This window comes from Aeromonas sp. S15(2024), assembly GCF_041402265.1.
In the GTDB taxonomy this organism is placed as follows: domain Bacteria; phylum Pseudomonadota; class Gammaproteobacteria; order Enterobacterales; family Aeromonadaceae; genus Aeromonas; species Aeromonas dhakensis.
On the sequence record NZ_JBGLQY010000007.1, the window covers coordinates 201,168 to 218,419 of the forward strand.

A 17,252-nucleotide genomic window follows, 5' to 3' on the forward strand; every position below is an offset into this window, starting at 1 on the left:
GGTCGCTGCGGACTATTTTCAGCACAATCAGCAGCTTGGAGTGAGCCTCGCAGGCTCGCCAAGGGGGAAGCCGCCGAGTAAGGAGGGAGGTAGACGAAATGCATTGGCTGCCGGGACAAGATGAGGGAGGGGCGAGCGCCGGCACAGTATCCGACGGGCAGATATAAAGAGGGGGAGGGAGCACGACAAGAATAAGGAAGGGGAAAATTGGTTAGCAGGCGAAGTGAGTGTGCTGCGTAATGGTGAGAAAAGTGGCCGATATGCTGACTATCACCGGCAATATTGCGTGGTAACGGCCATTCATTGATCCCGCCCATCGAAATATTTCATCGGCTGGGGTATGGTTGGCCAGGATACCATCGCCGTGTCGACAGCTCTGCCGGCCCTTGATGATGATCGGGCGCCGGTTCAATCCGGCCTTTATCTCCCTCTTCTGGTATTACGAATACATGCACAACCAAGCACCTTTGCAAAGCGTGAAGCTGGCCATTGCTTTACGCCAATCCTGTATTGACGAACCCTACAGCGTTCCCCGCTTCGGCCGCGACCTGATCGCCGGCATCACGGTCGGCATCATCGCCATTCCGCTGGCCATGGCGCTGGCCATTGCCAGTGGTGTGCCGCCCCAGCACGGTCTCTATACCGCCATCATCGCCGGTATCGTCATCGCCGTGACCGGTGGTTCCCGCTTCTCCATCTCGGGGCCGACCGCCGCCTTCGTGGTGATCCTCTATCCGGTGGCCCAGCAGTTTGGTGTGGGTGGCCTGTTGATGGCGACCCTGATCTCGGGCTTTTTCCTAGTGGCCATGGGGGTGGCCCGGCTCGGACGCCTCATCGAGTACATTCCGCCTTCGGTGACCCTGGGCTTTACCGGTGGTATCGCTATCGTGATCGCCACCTTGCAGATCAAGGACTTCTTCGGTCTGCAGGTGCCCGAGATGCCGGAGACCTATATTGGCAAAGTCGAGGCACTGGCCCATGCCCTGCCCAGCTGGCAGTGGGGGGATACGCTGGTGGGGGTTGCGACCCTGGCGGTGCTGCTGCTCTGGCCGCGCCTGCGTCTGCCAGTGCCCGGCCACCTGCCCGCCGTGCTGGTGGGGGTGGGCCTTGGCTTTGGCCTGCATCAGTTCGGGGTGGACGTCGCCACCATCGGCAGCAAGTTCAGCTATACCCTGGCCGACGGCAGCCAGGGCATGGGGATCCCGCCCATTGCGCCGACCTTGGTGATGCCCTGGGCCCTGCCGGGGCCGGATGGTTCGCCGGTGGAGTGGAACCTGGCCGCCATCGAGCGCCTGCTGCCCGCGGCTTTCTCCATGGCGATGCTGGGGGCCATCGAATCCCTGCTCTGCGCCGTGGTGCTGGACGGCATGACAGGTCGCAAGCACAGCTCCAACGCCGAGCTGGTGGGGCAGGGGCTTGGCAACATAGTCGCCCCCTTCTTTGGCGGCATCACCGCCACCGCTGCCATTGCCCGTTCCGCCGCCAACGTGCGGGCCGGGGCTACCTCTCCCATCTCCGGCATCGTGCATGCGCTGGTGGTGTTGGCGGCTATCCTGGTGCTGGCGCCCTGGCTCTCCTGGCTGCCGCTCTCGGCCATGGCGGCCCTGCTGCTCATCGTCGCCTGGAACATGAGCGAGGCGCACAAGGTGGTGGAGCTCATTCGCCGCGCCCCCAGATCCGACGTGCTGGTGCTGCTGGTCTGCCTGTCGCTGACCGTGATCTTCGACATGGTCATCGCCATCACTTTCGGGGTGATCCTCGCCTCCCTGCTGTTCATGCGCGAGATTGCCAAGATGACCAAGCTGCACAACCTGGCGGATCACAAGCGCTACGCCCAGGAAGTGCCTGAGCAGGCGCTGCTCTACAAGGTCAACGGCCCGCTGTTCTTCGCGGCCGCCGAGCGGGTGTTCGGCGAGCTGGTGGCCCAGGTCAAGGGACACAAGCTGCTGGTGCTGCAGATGGAGGCGGTCTCCATCCTGGACGCCGGCGGGCTCTCCGCCTTCCTGCAGTTTGAAAAGCAGATGGCCAAGGCGGGAGTGCAACTGCGGGTCGCCGAGTTGCAGTTCCAGCCGCTCAAGACCCTGGCGCGCGCCAAGGTGCGTCCGGTGCCCGGTCAGCTGGAGTTTTACGGCTCGCTGGAAGAGGCACTCAAAGGCGAGCATTTGCACGAAGCGGCTGGAAATTGATTGAAAGGGATACGAAACGGCATGTTTTTAGTCACTTGGTTCGGATAATGAGCAAACGAACGCAAAAAGTGAAAAATTGCATTGACCGCATGCCGTCGTATCCCGTACATTACGCCCCGTTCCAGCGCAACGGCGCAACGAACGACGTGCTGGCTGAGCACATTAAACAACAGGCCAAAATTTGGTGAGGTGTCCGAGTGGCTGAAGGAGCACGCCTGGAAAGTGTGTATACGGCAACGTATCGAGGGTTCGAATCCCTCCCTCACCGCCAAATATAACCCGTTGAATTTCAACGGGTTTTTTCATTTCTAGACTTACGTGATTTTTTTCCTGGATCAACTGGGTGGAACAATCATGTATCTGAGTAAAAATGCCTCCGGCACCTACTACACTCGTCTCCCGCTGCCTAAGTCACTACGTGACCGTGGCTTGCCCTTCGCTATCCGTACTTCCCTTTGCACCAAAGATCGTCAGCTCGCCGTAGACCGCAACCTAGCAGTGGCAGCTCGTACTCGTGCACTTATCGCGGCTACCCCTGCCGATACTACACCCCGCAGTTTCTATCGCTGGATCCGCGGTGAGATTGACGCATTCAAAGCTGCGGGATTTGCTGCATCTCTTACGCCCTCCCTATCCATTGCTTCCCCCATCGAGTCCTCGGCTTGCCCCGCCAAGGGGATTGCCCTTACCCAGGCGTTGACACAGTTTCTCGACGCCAAATCGAGTGAAGGGATCCAACATAAATCCGTGGGCCAACTCCAGGTCCGGATCAACGCCTTCATTACTTGGGCCAAGGGACTCAGGGTCGATGAAGTGATGCCAACTCAGGCACAGGAGTATCGCAACGGCTTGCTGCGTAAGGCCGACATCAGTTTCAAAACCAAGACCGATCATCTGGCCGCCCTGAAACAGTTCTTCCGTTGGTGCGTGGCACTGGACTATTGCAGCCGCAACCCGTTCGAGAAGCTGACTGCGGGAAAAAGGCCCAGCAGACGAGCAGATAACGACCGGGTTCGGTGGCATCGCCCACAACTGGCTCAACTGTTTGCAAGCCTGCGTAGCAAACAATCTCGGAAAGGCAAAAAATTGAGGATCCAAGACTGGTGGGTACCCTTGCTGTGCTTGTATGCCGGGCTGAGGCCTTCGGAGGCTTGTCAGCTCCAGACTGAAAATATCAAACTGATCGAGGGGATCTGGTGTCTAGTAGTCGAGGCTGGTGAGGCAGATCAACAGCTCAAAACGGATAATTCTTATCGCACTGTGCCGCTTCACAGTGCGCTGACCGGGCATCAATTCCTTGACTATGTTGCACTACGCCGTCAGCAGGACAAAAAGTACCTGTTTGATGACAAACCTTCGGGCAAGGACAACGACTGGTCGCATAACCTCGTGTGTCGCTTCCAACGCCACCTCAATGATGCTGACATCGTAGGTCAGGGCCGTCCCACCATTTACGGAATGAGGCATACGTTTATCGATGAGCTGCAACAAGCCGATGTGTCCGAGCATATCGTTGCAGAATTGGTTGGACACAGTAAAAAAGGGATCACCTTTGGCCGTTATGGTAAACGGGTAAGCGTCTCTCTTTTGAAAGAAAAGATAGAGTTGATTCCCAGAGACTTAGTGTAAGCGTCAATCCAGTACCGTCTGGTGAACTTTTGCTGTAGTGCTCATAGACGTATAAGCCCCAAACTCAATGCTCACTTATCTGATAGGTGGGATCAGTCGCGCTCTACAACAGGGAAATATCAACCAGAAATCGTGCCCTCTGTGGCTCAGATGTTGTGGTGGAACGATATTATTTAAAAAGCCAAATAATTTTCTTGACTTGCAATTTCGTTTGTGCATCAAAAATCTGTTGACTTATTTTTTTAATGCTCATAATCTATGCGCAAATCAACTGGATTAGAGCCGATGAACAATGATAAAAACTCACAGGCCAAAGATTTAAATAAGACTCTTGGACTGGCAATAAATGAAAATCTGAAATTTAAAGAAGCCCGCTATGCTGAATCAACCATTGGACCATATCGCCGCAAGAGCAAGCAACTTGTAACTTGGTTCGGTAAGAAAAAGTTGATCGACTTTAGCTCTACAGACATAGAGATGATGGTCGTAAAACTTTTTAAGAAATATAATGGCTGTACAGTTAATCACTACCTGGAAATTCTGCGCAGTGTATTTGTTAGGGCGAAACTCGACGGTTTAATTCCATCTAATCCGATGGAAAACATAAAGAAATGTAAATTTACCAGAAAGAAGCCGAAACCATTCTTGCAGTCTGAGATTGCACTTTTGCTACAACAGAATAAGCAGGAAAACTATCAAATTGAAACTGCATTGATACAGGTAGGGATAGCAACTGGTTTACGAATTAGTGAACTGCTCGCCTTAAGTGCTGAAGTCGTTGATCTCGAAAAAAAGATGCTAACCATAGATCTGGCTTTGGTAAATGGTGTGTATAAAACCCCCAAAAATGAGGGGGCTAGACGAACAATAGAATTGACAGCGCAGGCAATAGAACCGCTAACTCTACTGCTAGAACAAGCCAAGAATAGAAAGGCAAAAAATATAAAAGTCACGCAGAATGATAATCGAACTAAATTAATCGAATCTCGGATATTGTTAGCCTATTTTTGTGCAAAGCGGCGTCCTTACGCCTCAGTCGATGAATACAGAGAAAAATTCTTTAAACCGTACTGTATATCTCTTGGCGTTGATTATCGCGGGCCGTCGCAATTCCGTCATACATTTGCCAGTCAACTATTGTCAGCCGGAATAAATGTACCATGGATTGCACGGCAGATGGGGCATGCTGGTACTGAAATGATTCAGCGCTGTTATGGCCAATGGTTAGTCGAGGATGCAGTCGATTTTGGAGCCCAGGCAGGAGCGGTTTTGCAACGGTGCTTACATTCGAATGCTGTAGATACGGTAGAGCAGTCTGCTGCGCCATCTGCCACATTGTACAGAAATTGGAATGAGTTGATGACCATGCCAGAGATGCAATCGATAATACCATTAATCGAAATGCTCCTTAAAAAGAAGTGAATTACGATAGCATAAATTAAAGAGAGTTATCGGGTTAATATGATCTAGGTGTGTACGGTATCGTTGCAGCTAAAAACTATCGTTGACGCTACTATCTAATCAGGCAGTTTATTGCTTTTAATAAAAAGAGCAAGGTCACTCCTACACCGTACAAATTGCGTTCCGCAATGTACGGTGTACGGAGCCTTGCCATGGCTGTCGCCCTGGACCTACCTGGGCTGCCGCCCAGACCCGCTAAATCAATATATAAATTAGAGCTGTTCAGCAGCCAGGAGACAATACGTGGGAAAAGAAAATAAAAAATTAAGGAATAGAAAAAATAACACTTTACGTGAGGAGCTGACAAGAGATCCTGATCTCATGCTGCTCATTGAAAGGGCCGTTATCAGGTGCATCAATGACGATGTTGCTGTCACTATTAACGGTATAGCTAGAGATGTAAATATGGATACAGACATCGTTCGACAAATGTTGCCGAGTTTTACAGAGATCCGGGATCATCGAATCGAGCTACGCTGCACATATGAGGAAAAACGTCGTTGGGAGAAAAAGGCTAAAAATGCAAAAGTCACTGTATCGAGGTTAGCATCTCAATCTCTCACAAAATTGAAAATCGTCATTTCTCCAGCAGAAACATTACGCGACACAATAAATAATCTCATTGCGCAACAGACCGGGTTTTATAACAATTTCAATCAGCTGGTAAAATGGTGTAATTCCCATAAGGGCGATGTAAATCTACTTTTTATTTTATGCGAACTCAGGGAACTAGAAAAACAACATAGAGAGCAGGTTGATAAAATTAACGAGATGTTATCACCACAATTAACACAGCCATCTCGGGTTATACGCCATGGCAAACGCGATACTGCGACCCCAGACACTACATGGCCACACTCAGATGAGGATGATGCAGTAGAGGTAAATCCAGCATTAATCGAGAGTGAGTATGAGGAGCATGAGCTATGGCGGTGATTAGATTTTTTGCAACCAATGGGCATCGCCAGACTAAATCCAGCGCCCCAATAGATTACCTACTAGGTATCTACAGCGCTCTGACGCCGCAACAAAAAAATGAGCGTAGTACAATCGCTGATGCGATTAGGGTTGCTCGTGATAAAAATGACGCTCCATTGTTTCATCGGTTGAACCAACAACTGAGACTGATCCATGGTGTACAACGGACTCCACCACCTGAGCTGTTGGCTGGAAATCCACGAGACATTGCTTATGCAATCGAGATATCGCCACATAAATATAAATACACCAGCGGTGTCATTGCTCATGCAATTGAGGACAACCTGACGCTGAGTTCCAATCCTGATATTGCTCAAGAATTTCGTGCATTGATGGAGGAGCTGGTTTTTGCGGGATTACCCATAGAGGACAGGATGATCTTGTGGGTACAACATACGCATGAACAAAATCTGGAGAATCATTTTTTAATCCCACGGATTAATTTGCGCACTGGAAAATATTTCAACCCTCACCCACCAAGTGCGGAAGGTGATTTTAATGCGATCCGTGATTACCTCAACCTGAAATATAACCTCGCACGTCCAGATGATCCGCGACGCCAGAGGCTGACAGGAACAATACCACGGTACAGTAAAAATGCGGACTTGATTGCAGCGTTATCTGATGCGGTGCAGTTACGGGTAACTCAGGGTCAGTTATGTAACCGACAAGCTGTGATTGATTGGCTGGAGCAACCTCAGACTCGACAAATGTATGGTATTAGTGAAGTCGAGGCTAAAAAGGATTACATACGGATTGTGCCAGAGGGAAAGATCAAGGCTTTTCGGCTGAAAGGACCTTTATTTAGCCGTGCGTTTACCAGTATTGATGCGGTGAGACCGACGTTGACGATAACAACGCCTCCACAACCGTCGTTGGATGCACTCTGGCAGCAGATTGAGGAGCGGATAGCCAAACGCCGGGCCTTCAATCAGAGCCGCTATAACGTCACTGAGACGCTGCACCCAATGCCCTCTCCGAGGCCTGTGAGACGACCGACAGGTATGGCCGCAGTGATAACCCAGAGACATCGCAAACAGCCAACAAATGCGCTTTTTTGGCAACAGCAGATGCAGCTATATGCAGGTTACACACTGACCCCAATTAACCCTGAGGGAACCCTAACAGTAGACACCGAAAAGGCATTAATTCAACTGCTGATGAAAATTTTGAGCGCTATTTTAGCATTACTAGGAGTTAATCATGAATTTAGAGAAACAATTATTAGAGTTGCTCAGTTTTATCAACACCGAGCAGATGAGCTCGATAGCAACACTCAGGGAGCAGGTTCAATCGCAGCATGTCAAACAGCAGCAGATAATGAACGACCATCAGGTCTTGCTGACCATGTTGCAGCATTTGAACACGCATACCAGCGACAGCAACGTCTCTGCCGAGAACTCCATTCATCAGATGAACGTTTCGCTCGTACAGTTGCAGGAACAGATGCAGACATTGAGCGGCTCCGTAGAGAGTACGCAGAGGTCGGTGAGATTGCTACTCGAGGCCTTAGAATCATAATGGACAACCCTATATTAGCAGCTAAAAGAATTGTACGTTTTAGGGTGAGGCCTGGAGTGTATGCATTAAATTATCAGCACGAGCACTCTGGCCAGAGGACTGCACGTCATGAAATGGATTCAGATCTTTCTTTGTAAAATATTCTGAATGGCGTTTGTTTTTATATTTTCTGAATATAATCAATAATAGATTGCTTGCAATATTTATTTTTATAAATAGCAATAATGAATGTCTACCATTGATATATAAAAACAACAAATAATAATAACCTTTTTTGGGGGGAGAGTCTGTATGCTCGAGAATAAAATGCTAGCTTGGGGGGTTAGTGAGGGTCGGATTGCCAGTGAGCAAAAACCGATTTGGTTGTTGAACGAACTGATTGAGCAGGGTGATCAGTGGATCATCAATGGCGCCCCCAAATCAGGCAAATCGCTGCTCGCAACGCAGCTCGCATTGGCCATCGCCAGTGGAGGACAGTTTCTCAACTGGAGGAATCGAAATCCAGCACGAGTGTTGTATATGGATTTTGAGCTAAAAGATCGGTTGTTTTGGAAACGCTTTTTAACCATGACAGCACATAATAATGTGACTGACCAAACAATTGAGCGGAATTTTTTCCGGTGTGGTGATTTCCAGACAACGGATGTATTGGATCCTGTAGAGGCGAAAAAAATGAGCTCCATCGTGAATGAGATCCAGCCTGACCTGATTATTTGGGATGTACTAGCCAGGATGCATACGGCGGCGGAAAATGATAATAGCATGATGGGCCAGGTGATGCGGTCCATCAGAAAAATAAGTCGACCCGCAGCCCACATTGTTGTGCATCATGCAAGAAAATCCTCGCCAGGAGCGGAGGGTTACAACGCAGGCGCTGCTGGTATCAGGGGGGCATCATCCATTCATGGTGAGGCTGATGGCGTTATGTCACTAGCATTACGGGATGGGCAGGGGGCTAGATTCAGCCTCAGATTTAGTTCGAGAGCGGTTGAAACTCCTGATGAGATTTTATTAAACCGAACAGAACATCTGATATTCGTCAGCGCGAATGATAGTGATAACAACACATTATTAACTTCCCTCAAAAAAGCTCTGAGTGGGCATACCTCAGTATCAGCAGCCGAGTTAGTGAACTCCTTTTGTGCAGAATTTTCCATACAGGAACGGCAGGCAAAAAACTATATCAGAAAATGCGTTTCAAATACTTGGATTCGGCGGGAAAGGAGGCCGGATAAAACGTATGAGTACATCGCCACAGATTTACTCACTGATGTATCAGTCTAAACACACAATCTCTACCATCTGGATGCAAGCATGCAATGAACCTCTATCTATAAATAGATTGCATCCAGAATTACCCCCTTACATATCCCCCTTTCATGCACAAGAGCGCCTAGTGCTGATTTTAGACATTGCATTTAAAATGCATTATGATGCTAAAATAAACAATTGAGCCTTTGTTTTCAAAATAAAATATGAATCACATTGAAAACAACTAGAACATGTCATTCAAGCATTGATGTTCTGCTATATGCAGGAATTCGTCTGTTCATGTTCTGTTTAAGCCTCATATCCATTAAATCGAACGGCAAAAATGTTTTTATTTATATTGCTCTGCGAGCATATCATCCACATGTAATGACTACCGCATTAGCGATATTTACCATCCCAACCACATCCATTCTGTTTATGGGCATGTTATCGGTCAAATGTCGTGCAACCAACACCAAAAGAGAGCAAAAAACAACCAAGCGCGAAATTTGTACAATTATTTTTTAAATAAAAAACCCTTAAAAATCAATGGCATGATCCGGTTTTCTGGCTTGGCAGATGGCAATCTCTCGGTTTACTGTGAGTGCATCCCTAGCAGCCCAATGACCGCACTGGCAGTTATGGAGTTACTATGCGAGTGAATATCGAAATGACCAAGGCCAATGATATTCATAGAGTATTTACCAGTAAGTACCACTGTATATACAAACAGAAGGTGCTGATTTACCAATCTGTATAGTATTGCTTATCCAGCTGAACATGTTGTTTTCGTAGCCTGGCAAGATCTGGTTCCGAACATTAACCAATCTAGGTCGATTCATCAATTAGCTTACCGCTACGTATGAATGAAGCGGCAGAATACACGATCACAAATATTCACATGCTAAGTATGTTCAATATAATTTATAATAAATATTTCCTTCCCCAAATTAATAAGGGCATTCGATGAGATATTATTACTATAATATGAAATTAAATGAAGCAATTCGTCAGTTTTTTGAAGATGGAAAGAAAATTAGGGACATTGCTTTTAGCTGCAAAGCAGATGAGTGCACGGTTCGTATGTGGATCAGGGAGGAAAAGAAGCGCAGAAAAGAAAAGATTAAAGAGGCTCAAAATGAATAACCCCAGGCTTTCTTAGGAGGGGCGTCTTGAACTGATTGAATTCAGTATGTATGGAGATGGTATTCACCTGACAGTGGCCCACAAAAGGGAATGGTCATACGGCTTCAAACCGGATAACAAAACGATACCCCTACCGTGTATCTGGAGTCACCGTATGACCACCAACGAGAAAGTAGCACGTCGCAAACTCAGCCTGCTAGAGCTCGCCTAAGAGCTCACTAACGTCAGCAAAGCCTGCAAGCTCATCGGCTAAAGCCGTCAGCAGTTCTATGAAATTCGCCATAATTACCAGACCTATGGCGCCGAGGGCTTGCTCGACAAATTGCCTAGCTGTAAAGGGGCTAATCCCAACCGGGTCGCTCCTGAGATTGAGCAGGCCATCCTCGATTACTCCCTCACCAGACCAACCCATGGCCCGCTGCGAGTCGCATAAGAACTGGCTCTGCAAGGGAAAGTGCAAACTCGAGTGGACCAGATGATACTGGCATGGGGTAACTGTGTCCAAAAATCGAGATAAGCCTCGAAAATGAGGCTAAATGGCGTTTAATAGCCCAATACTTGCGGTAAAAGTCAGGTTATTGGAGTGATGGGCATTTCAAATGCGGGCAAGTAGGAGTTCGCTATGAAGGTACTTTCCATTTGTTCGCACCTTCCCTTGTTGGAGATTATTAGGCCGCACGAGCCATGCCAAGCAACAAAGTTGTTTCATTGATTCACACAGCTAGCGGTATCTGCGAGGTAGTAGGATGGAGAACTATTTTTAATGATTGGTATAGCGTTGTCATTACGGAATGATAGAGACACAAAATGTATATTTTGTCCAGATTGAGTCTGGCAATATATGAGGATGAACACTATGGATAATATATATTAATGATAATCACAATGCTTATTGAAAGCACCTAAAACAAAAGGCTGATATTTTCTTCGCTGAAGGCATTTCGTCATGAATACACTTTTAGTATATTGTAAATGTGCGCGATGCCGAGCTCAACATCTGTCATAAATATCTATTGATTATTCTCGCGTTAAAAGTAAGACCGCCCAGTCACGGGCGGCTTTACTACATCATAGTTCTAATTTATCAACCTGCATTGCTCATCACAAATGATCGGAATGATCGCCTTGCCAAATCAAAGCTGGAGACAAACTTAACTTCTTTCGTACCATCTGAAACAGTATCTGCTAATGACTTAAGCTCTGCTGCCATAGAATCAAATCTTGTATCCCATAAAGGATGCGTGATAATGAAAATCTTTCCAGGGAAAGAATCAATAGTCACATTAAAGGTGCCAGGATTTTTTTCATATTCAAATTTCAAACCTGGCTGAGAAGCACTGACCTGCTTAAGGTAGACGCTTACCCAATGGTGCCAATCACTAAGTTCTGGCTTACTCCAATTACCATCCAAACCACAGCGATAATTAGGTTCAACAAGAGCTCTCAGATAAGCCAACCCAAGGCGCCAATCTAGTAGTCCATGATATTGACGGTTGCCGAAACGGGACAAACAGCTGTAACAAGATTGGTCACAACTGCTCTGATGATTATTAGTGAGGAAGTCTATTTGCGGCCAAGCATCCCGCTGATCCAGCATCGATTTAATAAGATATTCGAGCAGAGGCTTACCACTGGCAACGTGAATTGAACACAAGTGATTGCTAAAACCCCCTCCATTGGCGAGAGTATCCGCTATCTGAAGCATTGGCACCGTTTGCCCATTTTCTATAGAAACAGAGTGAGGTTCAATTATCTCAAATTCCTCTGGCGCTATATCTAAATGCAGCGAAGCCCGGTCAACAAGCAATGACATTGCTGAGATCGCCGCAGCCCGTATGCTGGTTTGATGCGGTGCTCTTCCAAGATCATCAAGTCGCAAGCCTGGTACTGGACACTTTGGTTTAAGTAGAATGCAGTCAGTGACCTTTCGGGACGCTAAGACATATCTTTCGTGGGGTAGCAGAATACTCTCCTGCTCGTAACGCCGTGCCTGGGTCATAGCTACATCATGGTCAACTATCTGCTCCGCAAGCCCTACATACTTCCAAGCATTTTTTTGACTAGTATTCCCTTTTAGGTGAGTGAATGGATATTTGTCTTTCACTTTTAGTAACCTAAAACCCTTCAGCGTCGAAACTCCATCTGCCGCTTTTTCAATAGTGCCAGGATTAATACGAACGACCTTACTTTGCCGTGCCAATTGAATCGAAATGCTACGTTCTGTGCTTGGTAAATCAATGAGTTTCTGTGAAGGTTCTACATAAGTCAGTTGTGTACGAGTCTTATATTCGCCTTGTTCGTCAGCACCACGAGGCACCAGATCGGTTCTATAGGCATTAGGGGTTACGCATTCGTAGATCTCTACCCCCACAACTGCACTGTGACAATGAGGGCACACTTCAGGTTCTTCGGTTGTAACAGTAAACCATGCCTTGCATGACCGGCACTGACAAGTACCAAATCGCTCCGTTTGCCAATCACCTATAGGTTTTAACAAACTGCTGCTTTTATAGTTTTCCTTTCCATCAAGCAAAGTTGCTGTAAATCCAATGCAAAGATGTCGCTGCTTATCCTTGACCAGTTCGTTACCAGGTGCAAACTCAAAGATTGAAAGGTCAGCGTTCCTTGACATAGTTTGCCATTTAAATCGAGCTTTATCTTCGCCAATCTGGCCATGATAAAGAACCCGCTCTCTTGTCGGCATACCATACAGCGGCAAATAACCAGCCTCGGCAAGTGTTTCCGCTAAGCCTTCTTTCGCGTTGAGGCCTGCTTTCCTTACAGACTGAATCAGGATGTCGAGAACGGCTGATGGTTCCAGACCTTCAACTATGTCAGAGGCAGTTAAGTCAGACCCTTCGGCCAGAAGTTCTGCGAGTTCATCACGTAGAGTCATCGTTTCAGAAAGACGATTGAATACCCGTGTTTGCACATCTATATTTTGAAGGAAATCAGATGCCGACCCGAAATCACCGTGAACATCATTGACCTCATAACCACTGAACCCTGCGCCAAGGTCACTGCGCACACGAGCAAACGCCTCCGTCAACCACCCCTTCAACAACATGCGTTGCTGAATTTGGCTGTGTCCTGATGTTAGGAAGGGTGGGGGCGGCTGATCTCCAGTTATCTTTTCTGGGTGACGGAAGTAATACTGGTCATGGCTTCGACTCCGACACATTGTCAACGCCATTGAGAACGCTTGGCCACGTCGACCCGCTCGGCCTACCCGTTGTTGATAGTTGAACCGCTGTGGTGGCATGTTCGCTTGGTAAACGGCTTGCAATGGACCAATATCAATACCTACTTCCATGGTGGTAGTAACTGACAACAGGTCGATTTCATTAGCACGACGCCACAGCACCTCTTGACCAGCTACTAAATTGTCTCCTGGAGTTGGGAGCAAAATTCCTTTAAAACGGCGTAAACGCTCGCCGCCATTATCAGTCTGGCCAGTAAGTTCCTCACAACGGAGCCTAAACGCATTTTGCCCTTTTAGCTCAGCACGTTTGACTTTTCGAGCCAGAAAGTGGTCTTGCCACAGGTCGTGACATTGGCCGTTAGGTTTATCTGGCAAAGGTGTGAAACATCGGGTACATAGAGCGTGAGCTTGATGCAGGTGAACTCGCCCGCAGGTTGAGCAACGATAAAATGGATCATCGGCTTTTGAGAGGTGGATACCTAGCTTGTTTACTTGGATTTGGCCTTCAACATGGCCTTCTGCTCTTAAGTCATGCAGCGCCATATCTAGGAATGTGGTTTCATGTCCCTTCTTAATGGCGTTTGCGTACTTCCATACACGGTTACGTTTGTGGATATCATTACCGGATGACCATGACTTTAAATCGCGACTTTTAACAAACTTGTCTGGGGACACCTGATAAGCATCCGCAAACACTCGGATGATGGCTGACAGTTGTTCTCGTTCACGGTCATTACTCACCCCAATTGGACAGGGATACCCTAAGCCGGTCTCCTCAAGTGAAAAATATGTTTTGTCGAATAAAATTTCTGTGACTCTGGGCAATAGTTCTTTTATAAGAGCACCCTGTGCTGATACAAAGTCAGAATTCTCCTCTGCCTTAGGACTTGTATTCCATAACAACTGATTGTTTTCTTCCTTGAAGAGCCGATACCACGGATATTTCGAAGACCCCAGCAAAGCAACCCCCGCCTTATCTGAAGGATGCATCCCTGTATTGACCATTTCCTTCATCAAACCATGTACCCCCTCTTTGAGGTTACTGGGATCTTGAAGTAGGTCAGACAAATGGATCACATCTGGCGAAGATTTAGCGGACTGAGCTGCTTTTACCAACGTCATAAGATTCTGAAATTCTTCCCAATTTTCGGAAATCTGATCATTATCTTTAATTTCGCTCATGCGCAACTTGGCGGCATCTACATCCACTGTACTTTGCTCAACTTGGTGTCGATTCAACGACTCAAGTAGCAACTGGCGATATAAATCAATGTAGTGGAAAGATTCTATATCCAATGCAGCCCGAGCCGCATCTTGACGACTGTCGGTGAAACACACCAGCTTTGGATGTTCTGCCCCAATTTTCAGCAGTGCGAATAATTCAGTTGCCAACAACTGACTGGTTTTCGCAAAACCAGTTCTAAAGCTACGAATGGGAGAAAGAGGCATACCAGCTTGCCGCATCTGGTAGTCAATGCCACATCTAGGGCAAGAATAAGGTGCCATAGTGCCTTCATCACTTGCACGACGTTGATGACTCTCATGGTCCTGATGGCGTTTATACCCCCAACCCTTTACTAAATCCTTGCGGTAATCTATCCCCAATTGCTGAATTTGGTGTTGTTCATATACAAGGCCAGAGTGCGGGTCCAAGTATGCCGCGTACCATTCCGGCGTATCTCTTAGTTCTTTTGGCTTGTCCTGTGTAGGCCAAAATAAGGCATACTGTTCACTCGAAAGCTGTTCGATGTTAGTCTGCAATGAATGTTCAGGGAGCAGCTCAAGATCCGCCGATGTAGGCATTAACTCCAACTGACCGTAATGGTCTATATGGCGCTGGCCACCTGTAATTAATTCACCACATGCTTCACAGCGAAGTAATTGAAAGATCCGTAGTGGCACCGCATCAGGTGTAGGTCTATAAACGTTTGTTCCCTGCTCCACGAACAGGGGGCCAAATTTAAACGAATTGTTATCTTGAGGGAGTAAGGGGGCAAACAAACCCTCCATGTTCCGAAAGAACAGATGGATCCTGAAACTAGGAGTCTCAACGCCGACAGAAGAATTGATCAGATCCGCTAGACCCCGAAGTGCAAGCATACCCTTTAAGGCATTATTGTCATCCAAGGTGCCGAACAGAGCTTTTGATAGATGTGAAGCTGACTTTGCTCGACAAATATTATTGTCATCAACACAACAAGTGACAATATAACGCGCTGCAATTTCTGCGGCAGTAGCGCAGGCTCCTTGGAGCCCAACAACGTCATCAACTTCAACTCCCAGCGCCAGAAGCACATCGGAAACGACAGGTCTATGTTTGCCAAGCCACAGGTCTATGTCACCTATATCTTCCTGCTCAAATATCTTTGCAAGCTCAACGAAAGGAGTTGATGGTAGAACACTGACAGAAATGGTTGGAATGCTGGCTGTGCCAGTGATAATGGCCTGAGCCCAATCATCACGATTGTATGGTTTTCCACCAGATTTGATATAGGTCCCTAGCGTTCCAAACATACTCCAGAGGTAATCAAGAGAATCTTCACGCTCGCCCCCTTCTACTGGCAAAGAAGCACTCGATGCAAGAATACGAAGCTTATGTCGTAGATGCTGCTGGTCCAAGCCAAGACGTTTGAGTAGGACACGCAATAACATTGCCACCTCGGTCCCGCTTGACCCCCTTATCAAATGAAGCTCATCAAGTACCAAAAAGAAGTAAGCGTCATCGTCCTCCTCCAGCCAACGCCGGGTTTGTTCAAAAATGGGGGCCTCTTCTTCACGACCCAACATTACGCCTAGCATAGCTGTGTTGGTTATTAGCAAGTCTGGTGGAGTAGCCTGCATATCCCATCGTGATATAAGCTCAGATCCATCAGTCCTAGGAAACAGATAGCGCGTCTCCTCACCAGGCTTTTGCTCATCAAACCTGCGTGCTTTGACTTGGGCAGCCTCAGCCTCGGTCATATGTTCAAATAGTTTCTCAACTTTGAGTGCCAACTTGGTATGGTACTCCTTCTGGCATTCAGCTTGAGGGTGCTTGGCAAAACCAGTCACCGGGGAAGCGCTGGTATAACGACCGAAGTAAATCCGGTTACCCTTGCAGTGACGATCAAGAACGTCATGAGCAAGCTCCGAATCGAGAGCCTTACGCAAGCGCGTCATTTGGTCTTCAACAAGTGCATTCATTGGGAACAGTAGAAGGCCACGCATTGCTCGGGGCCGCTGTTCGCCATCTCTATGAAGGGTAAATGGGATGTCATTTGGTCTTTTTGCCGTAGGCATCTTCTCTTGCAACATTTTGATAGATGAATAGGGCTCGTTCGCATCATCCCACCACCACCGTCGCTTCAAATATCCCTCAGAAGGTTTAGCCCAGCTAACAGCTTCTTTTATTAGAGTGGCCAACAGAGGCAGCATGAACGATTCTGTTTTACCTGAACCGGTTCCTGACGTGACAATGCTTGGCATGCCAGCTCTTACTCCACGCGCCAGCATATCGACCTGATGTGAATAAGGCGGATACTTAACCTGACGTTTCAACACGCCTTCACACTTCTCACCATCGAACAAACCGGATAGCACGAGTTCTACGAATGCAGTCTGAGCGTTCTGGCTAAAATGCGCCAGAGGTCCATTTGGATTCGTGCTTACAAGGCGATCAAACGTTAGTGCTTTCCCATCTATTATTTTTGGTTGGTAGCGTAACATTGGTTCAATAAAAGGTTCTGCGAACAGGTTTCCTGTTTTAGCTAGCAAAGAACGACGTTTTTCCGCAACTTTCTCATCACGGATCCGGTAGGCGGTATCTAGATATGATTGATAAAAGTAACGGATGCGGTCAAAGCCGCCCAAAGGATCATACATATAGGAAACTCCATGAC

The 17,252-nt window shown here is 47.5% G+C and carries 8 protein-coding genes, 1 tRNA gene and 1 pseudogene; 9 read left to right on the top strand and 1 reads right to left on the bottom strand.

The window, feature by feature from the left end:
* The first annotated feature begins 389 nt into the window (after positions 1-389).
* The 9 genes and pseudogenes from dauA to ACB033_RS15795 form a co-directional block, all read left to right on the top strand.
* On the top strand, positions 390-2,186 hold the full coding sequence (dauA, locus tag ACB033_RS15755; RefSeq protein WP_193556027.1) for a C4-dicarboxylic acid transporter DauA: 1,797 nt from the start codon (positions 390-392) through the stop codon (positions 2,184-2,186).
* Positions 2,187-2,369: 183 nt separating this feature from the next.
* Positions 2,370-2,457, top strand: a tRNA-Ser gene (locus ACB033_RS15760).
* A gap of 83 nt (positions 2,458-2,540) precedes the next feature.
* On the top strand, positions 2,541-3,815 hold the full coding sequence (locus ACB033_RS15765; RefSeq protein WP_139724118.1) for a site-specific integrase: 1,275 nt from the start codon (positions 2,541-2,543) through the stop codon (positions 3,813-3,815).
* Positions 3,816-4,100: 285 nt separating this feature from the next.
* Positions 4,101-5,237 (top strand): tyrosine-type recombinase/integrase, encoded by a 1,137-nt coding sequence (locus ACB033_RS15770; protein WP_139724120.1) that lies wholly within the window; start codon positions 4,101-4,103, stop codon positions 5,235-5,237.
* 282 nt (positions 5,238-5,519) lie between these two features.
* Complete coding sequence (locus ACB033_RS15775) at positions 5,520-6,212, top strand: hypothetical protein (protein ID WP_240041732.1); 693 nt, start codon at positions 5,520-5,522, stop codon at positions 6,210-6,212.
* Positions 6,203-7,912, top strand: coding sequence for a relaxase/mobilization nuclease domain-containing protein (locus tag ACB033_RS15780; protein WP_139724122.1), 1,710 nt, complete (start codon positions 6,203-6,205; stop codon positions 7,910-7,912). The genes ACB033_RS15775 and ACB033_RS15780 overlap by 10 nt, the downstream gene beginning before the upstream one ends.
* 154 nt (positions 7,913-8,066) lie before the next feature.
* Complete coding sequence (locus ACB033_RS15785) at positions 8,067-9,059, top strand: AAA family ATPase (protein WP_139724124.1); 993 nt, start codon at positions 8,067-8,069, stop codon at positions 9,057-9,059.
* 933 nt (positions 9,060-9,992) lie between these two features.
* Positions 9,993-10,172 carry a hypothetical protein gene (locus ACB033_RS15790; protein ID WP_139724126.1) on the top strand — a complete coding sequence of 60 codons (180 nt, stop codon included), beginning with the start codon at positions 9,993-9,995 and terminating at the stop codon, positions 10,170-10,172.
* 154 nt (positions 10,173-10,326) lie between these two features.
* A pseudogene (locus tag ACB033_RS15795) lies at positions 10,327-10,602 on the top strand (helix-turn-helix domain-containing protein); the annotation flags it as partial.
* A 654-nt stretch (positions 10,603-11,256) separates the two neighbouring features.
* Here the strand turns inward: ACB033_RS15795 and ACB033_RS15800 are convergent.
* On the bottom strand, positions 11,257-17,235 hold the full coding sequence (locus ACB033_RS15800) for a DEAD/DEAH box helicase (RefSeq protein WP_139724128.1): 5,979 nt from the start codon (positions 17,233-17,235) through the stop codon (positions 11,257-11,259).
* Between the last annotated feature and the right edge of the window lie 17 nt (positions 17,236-17,252).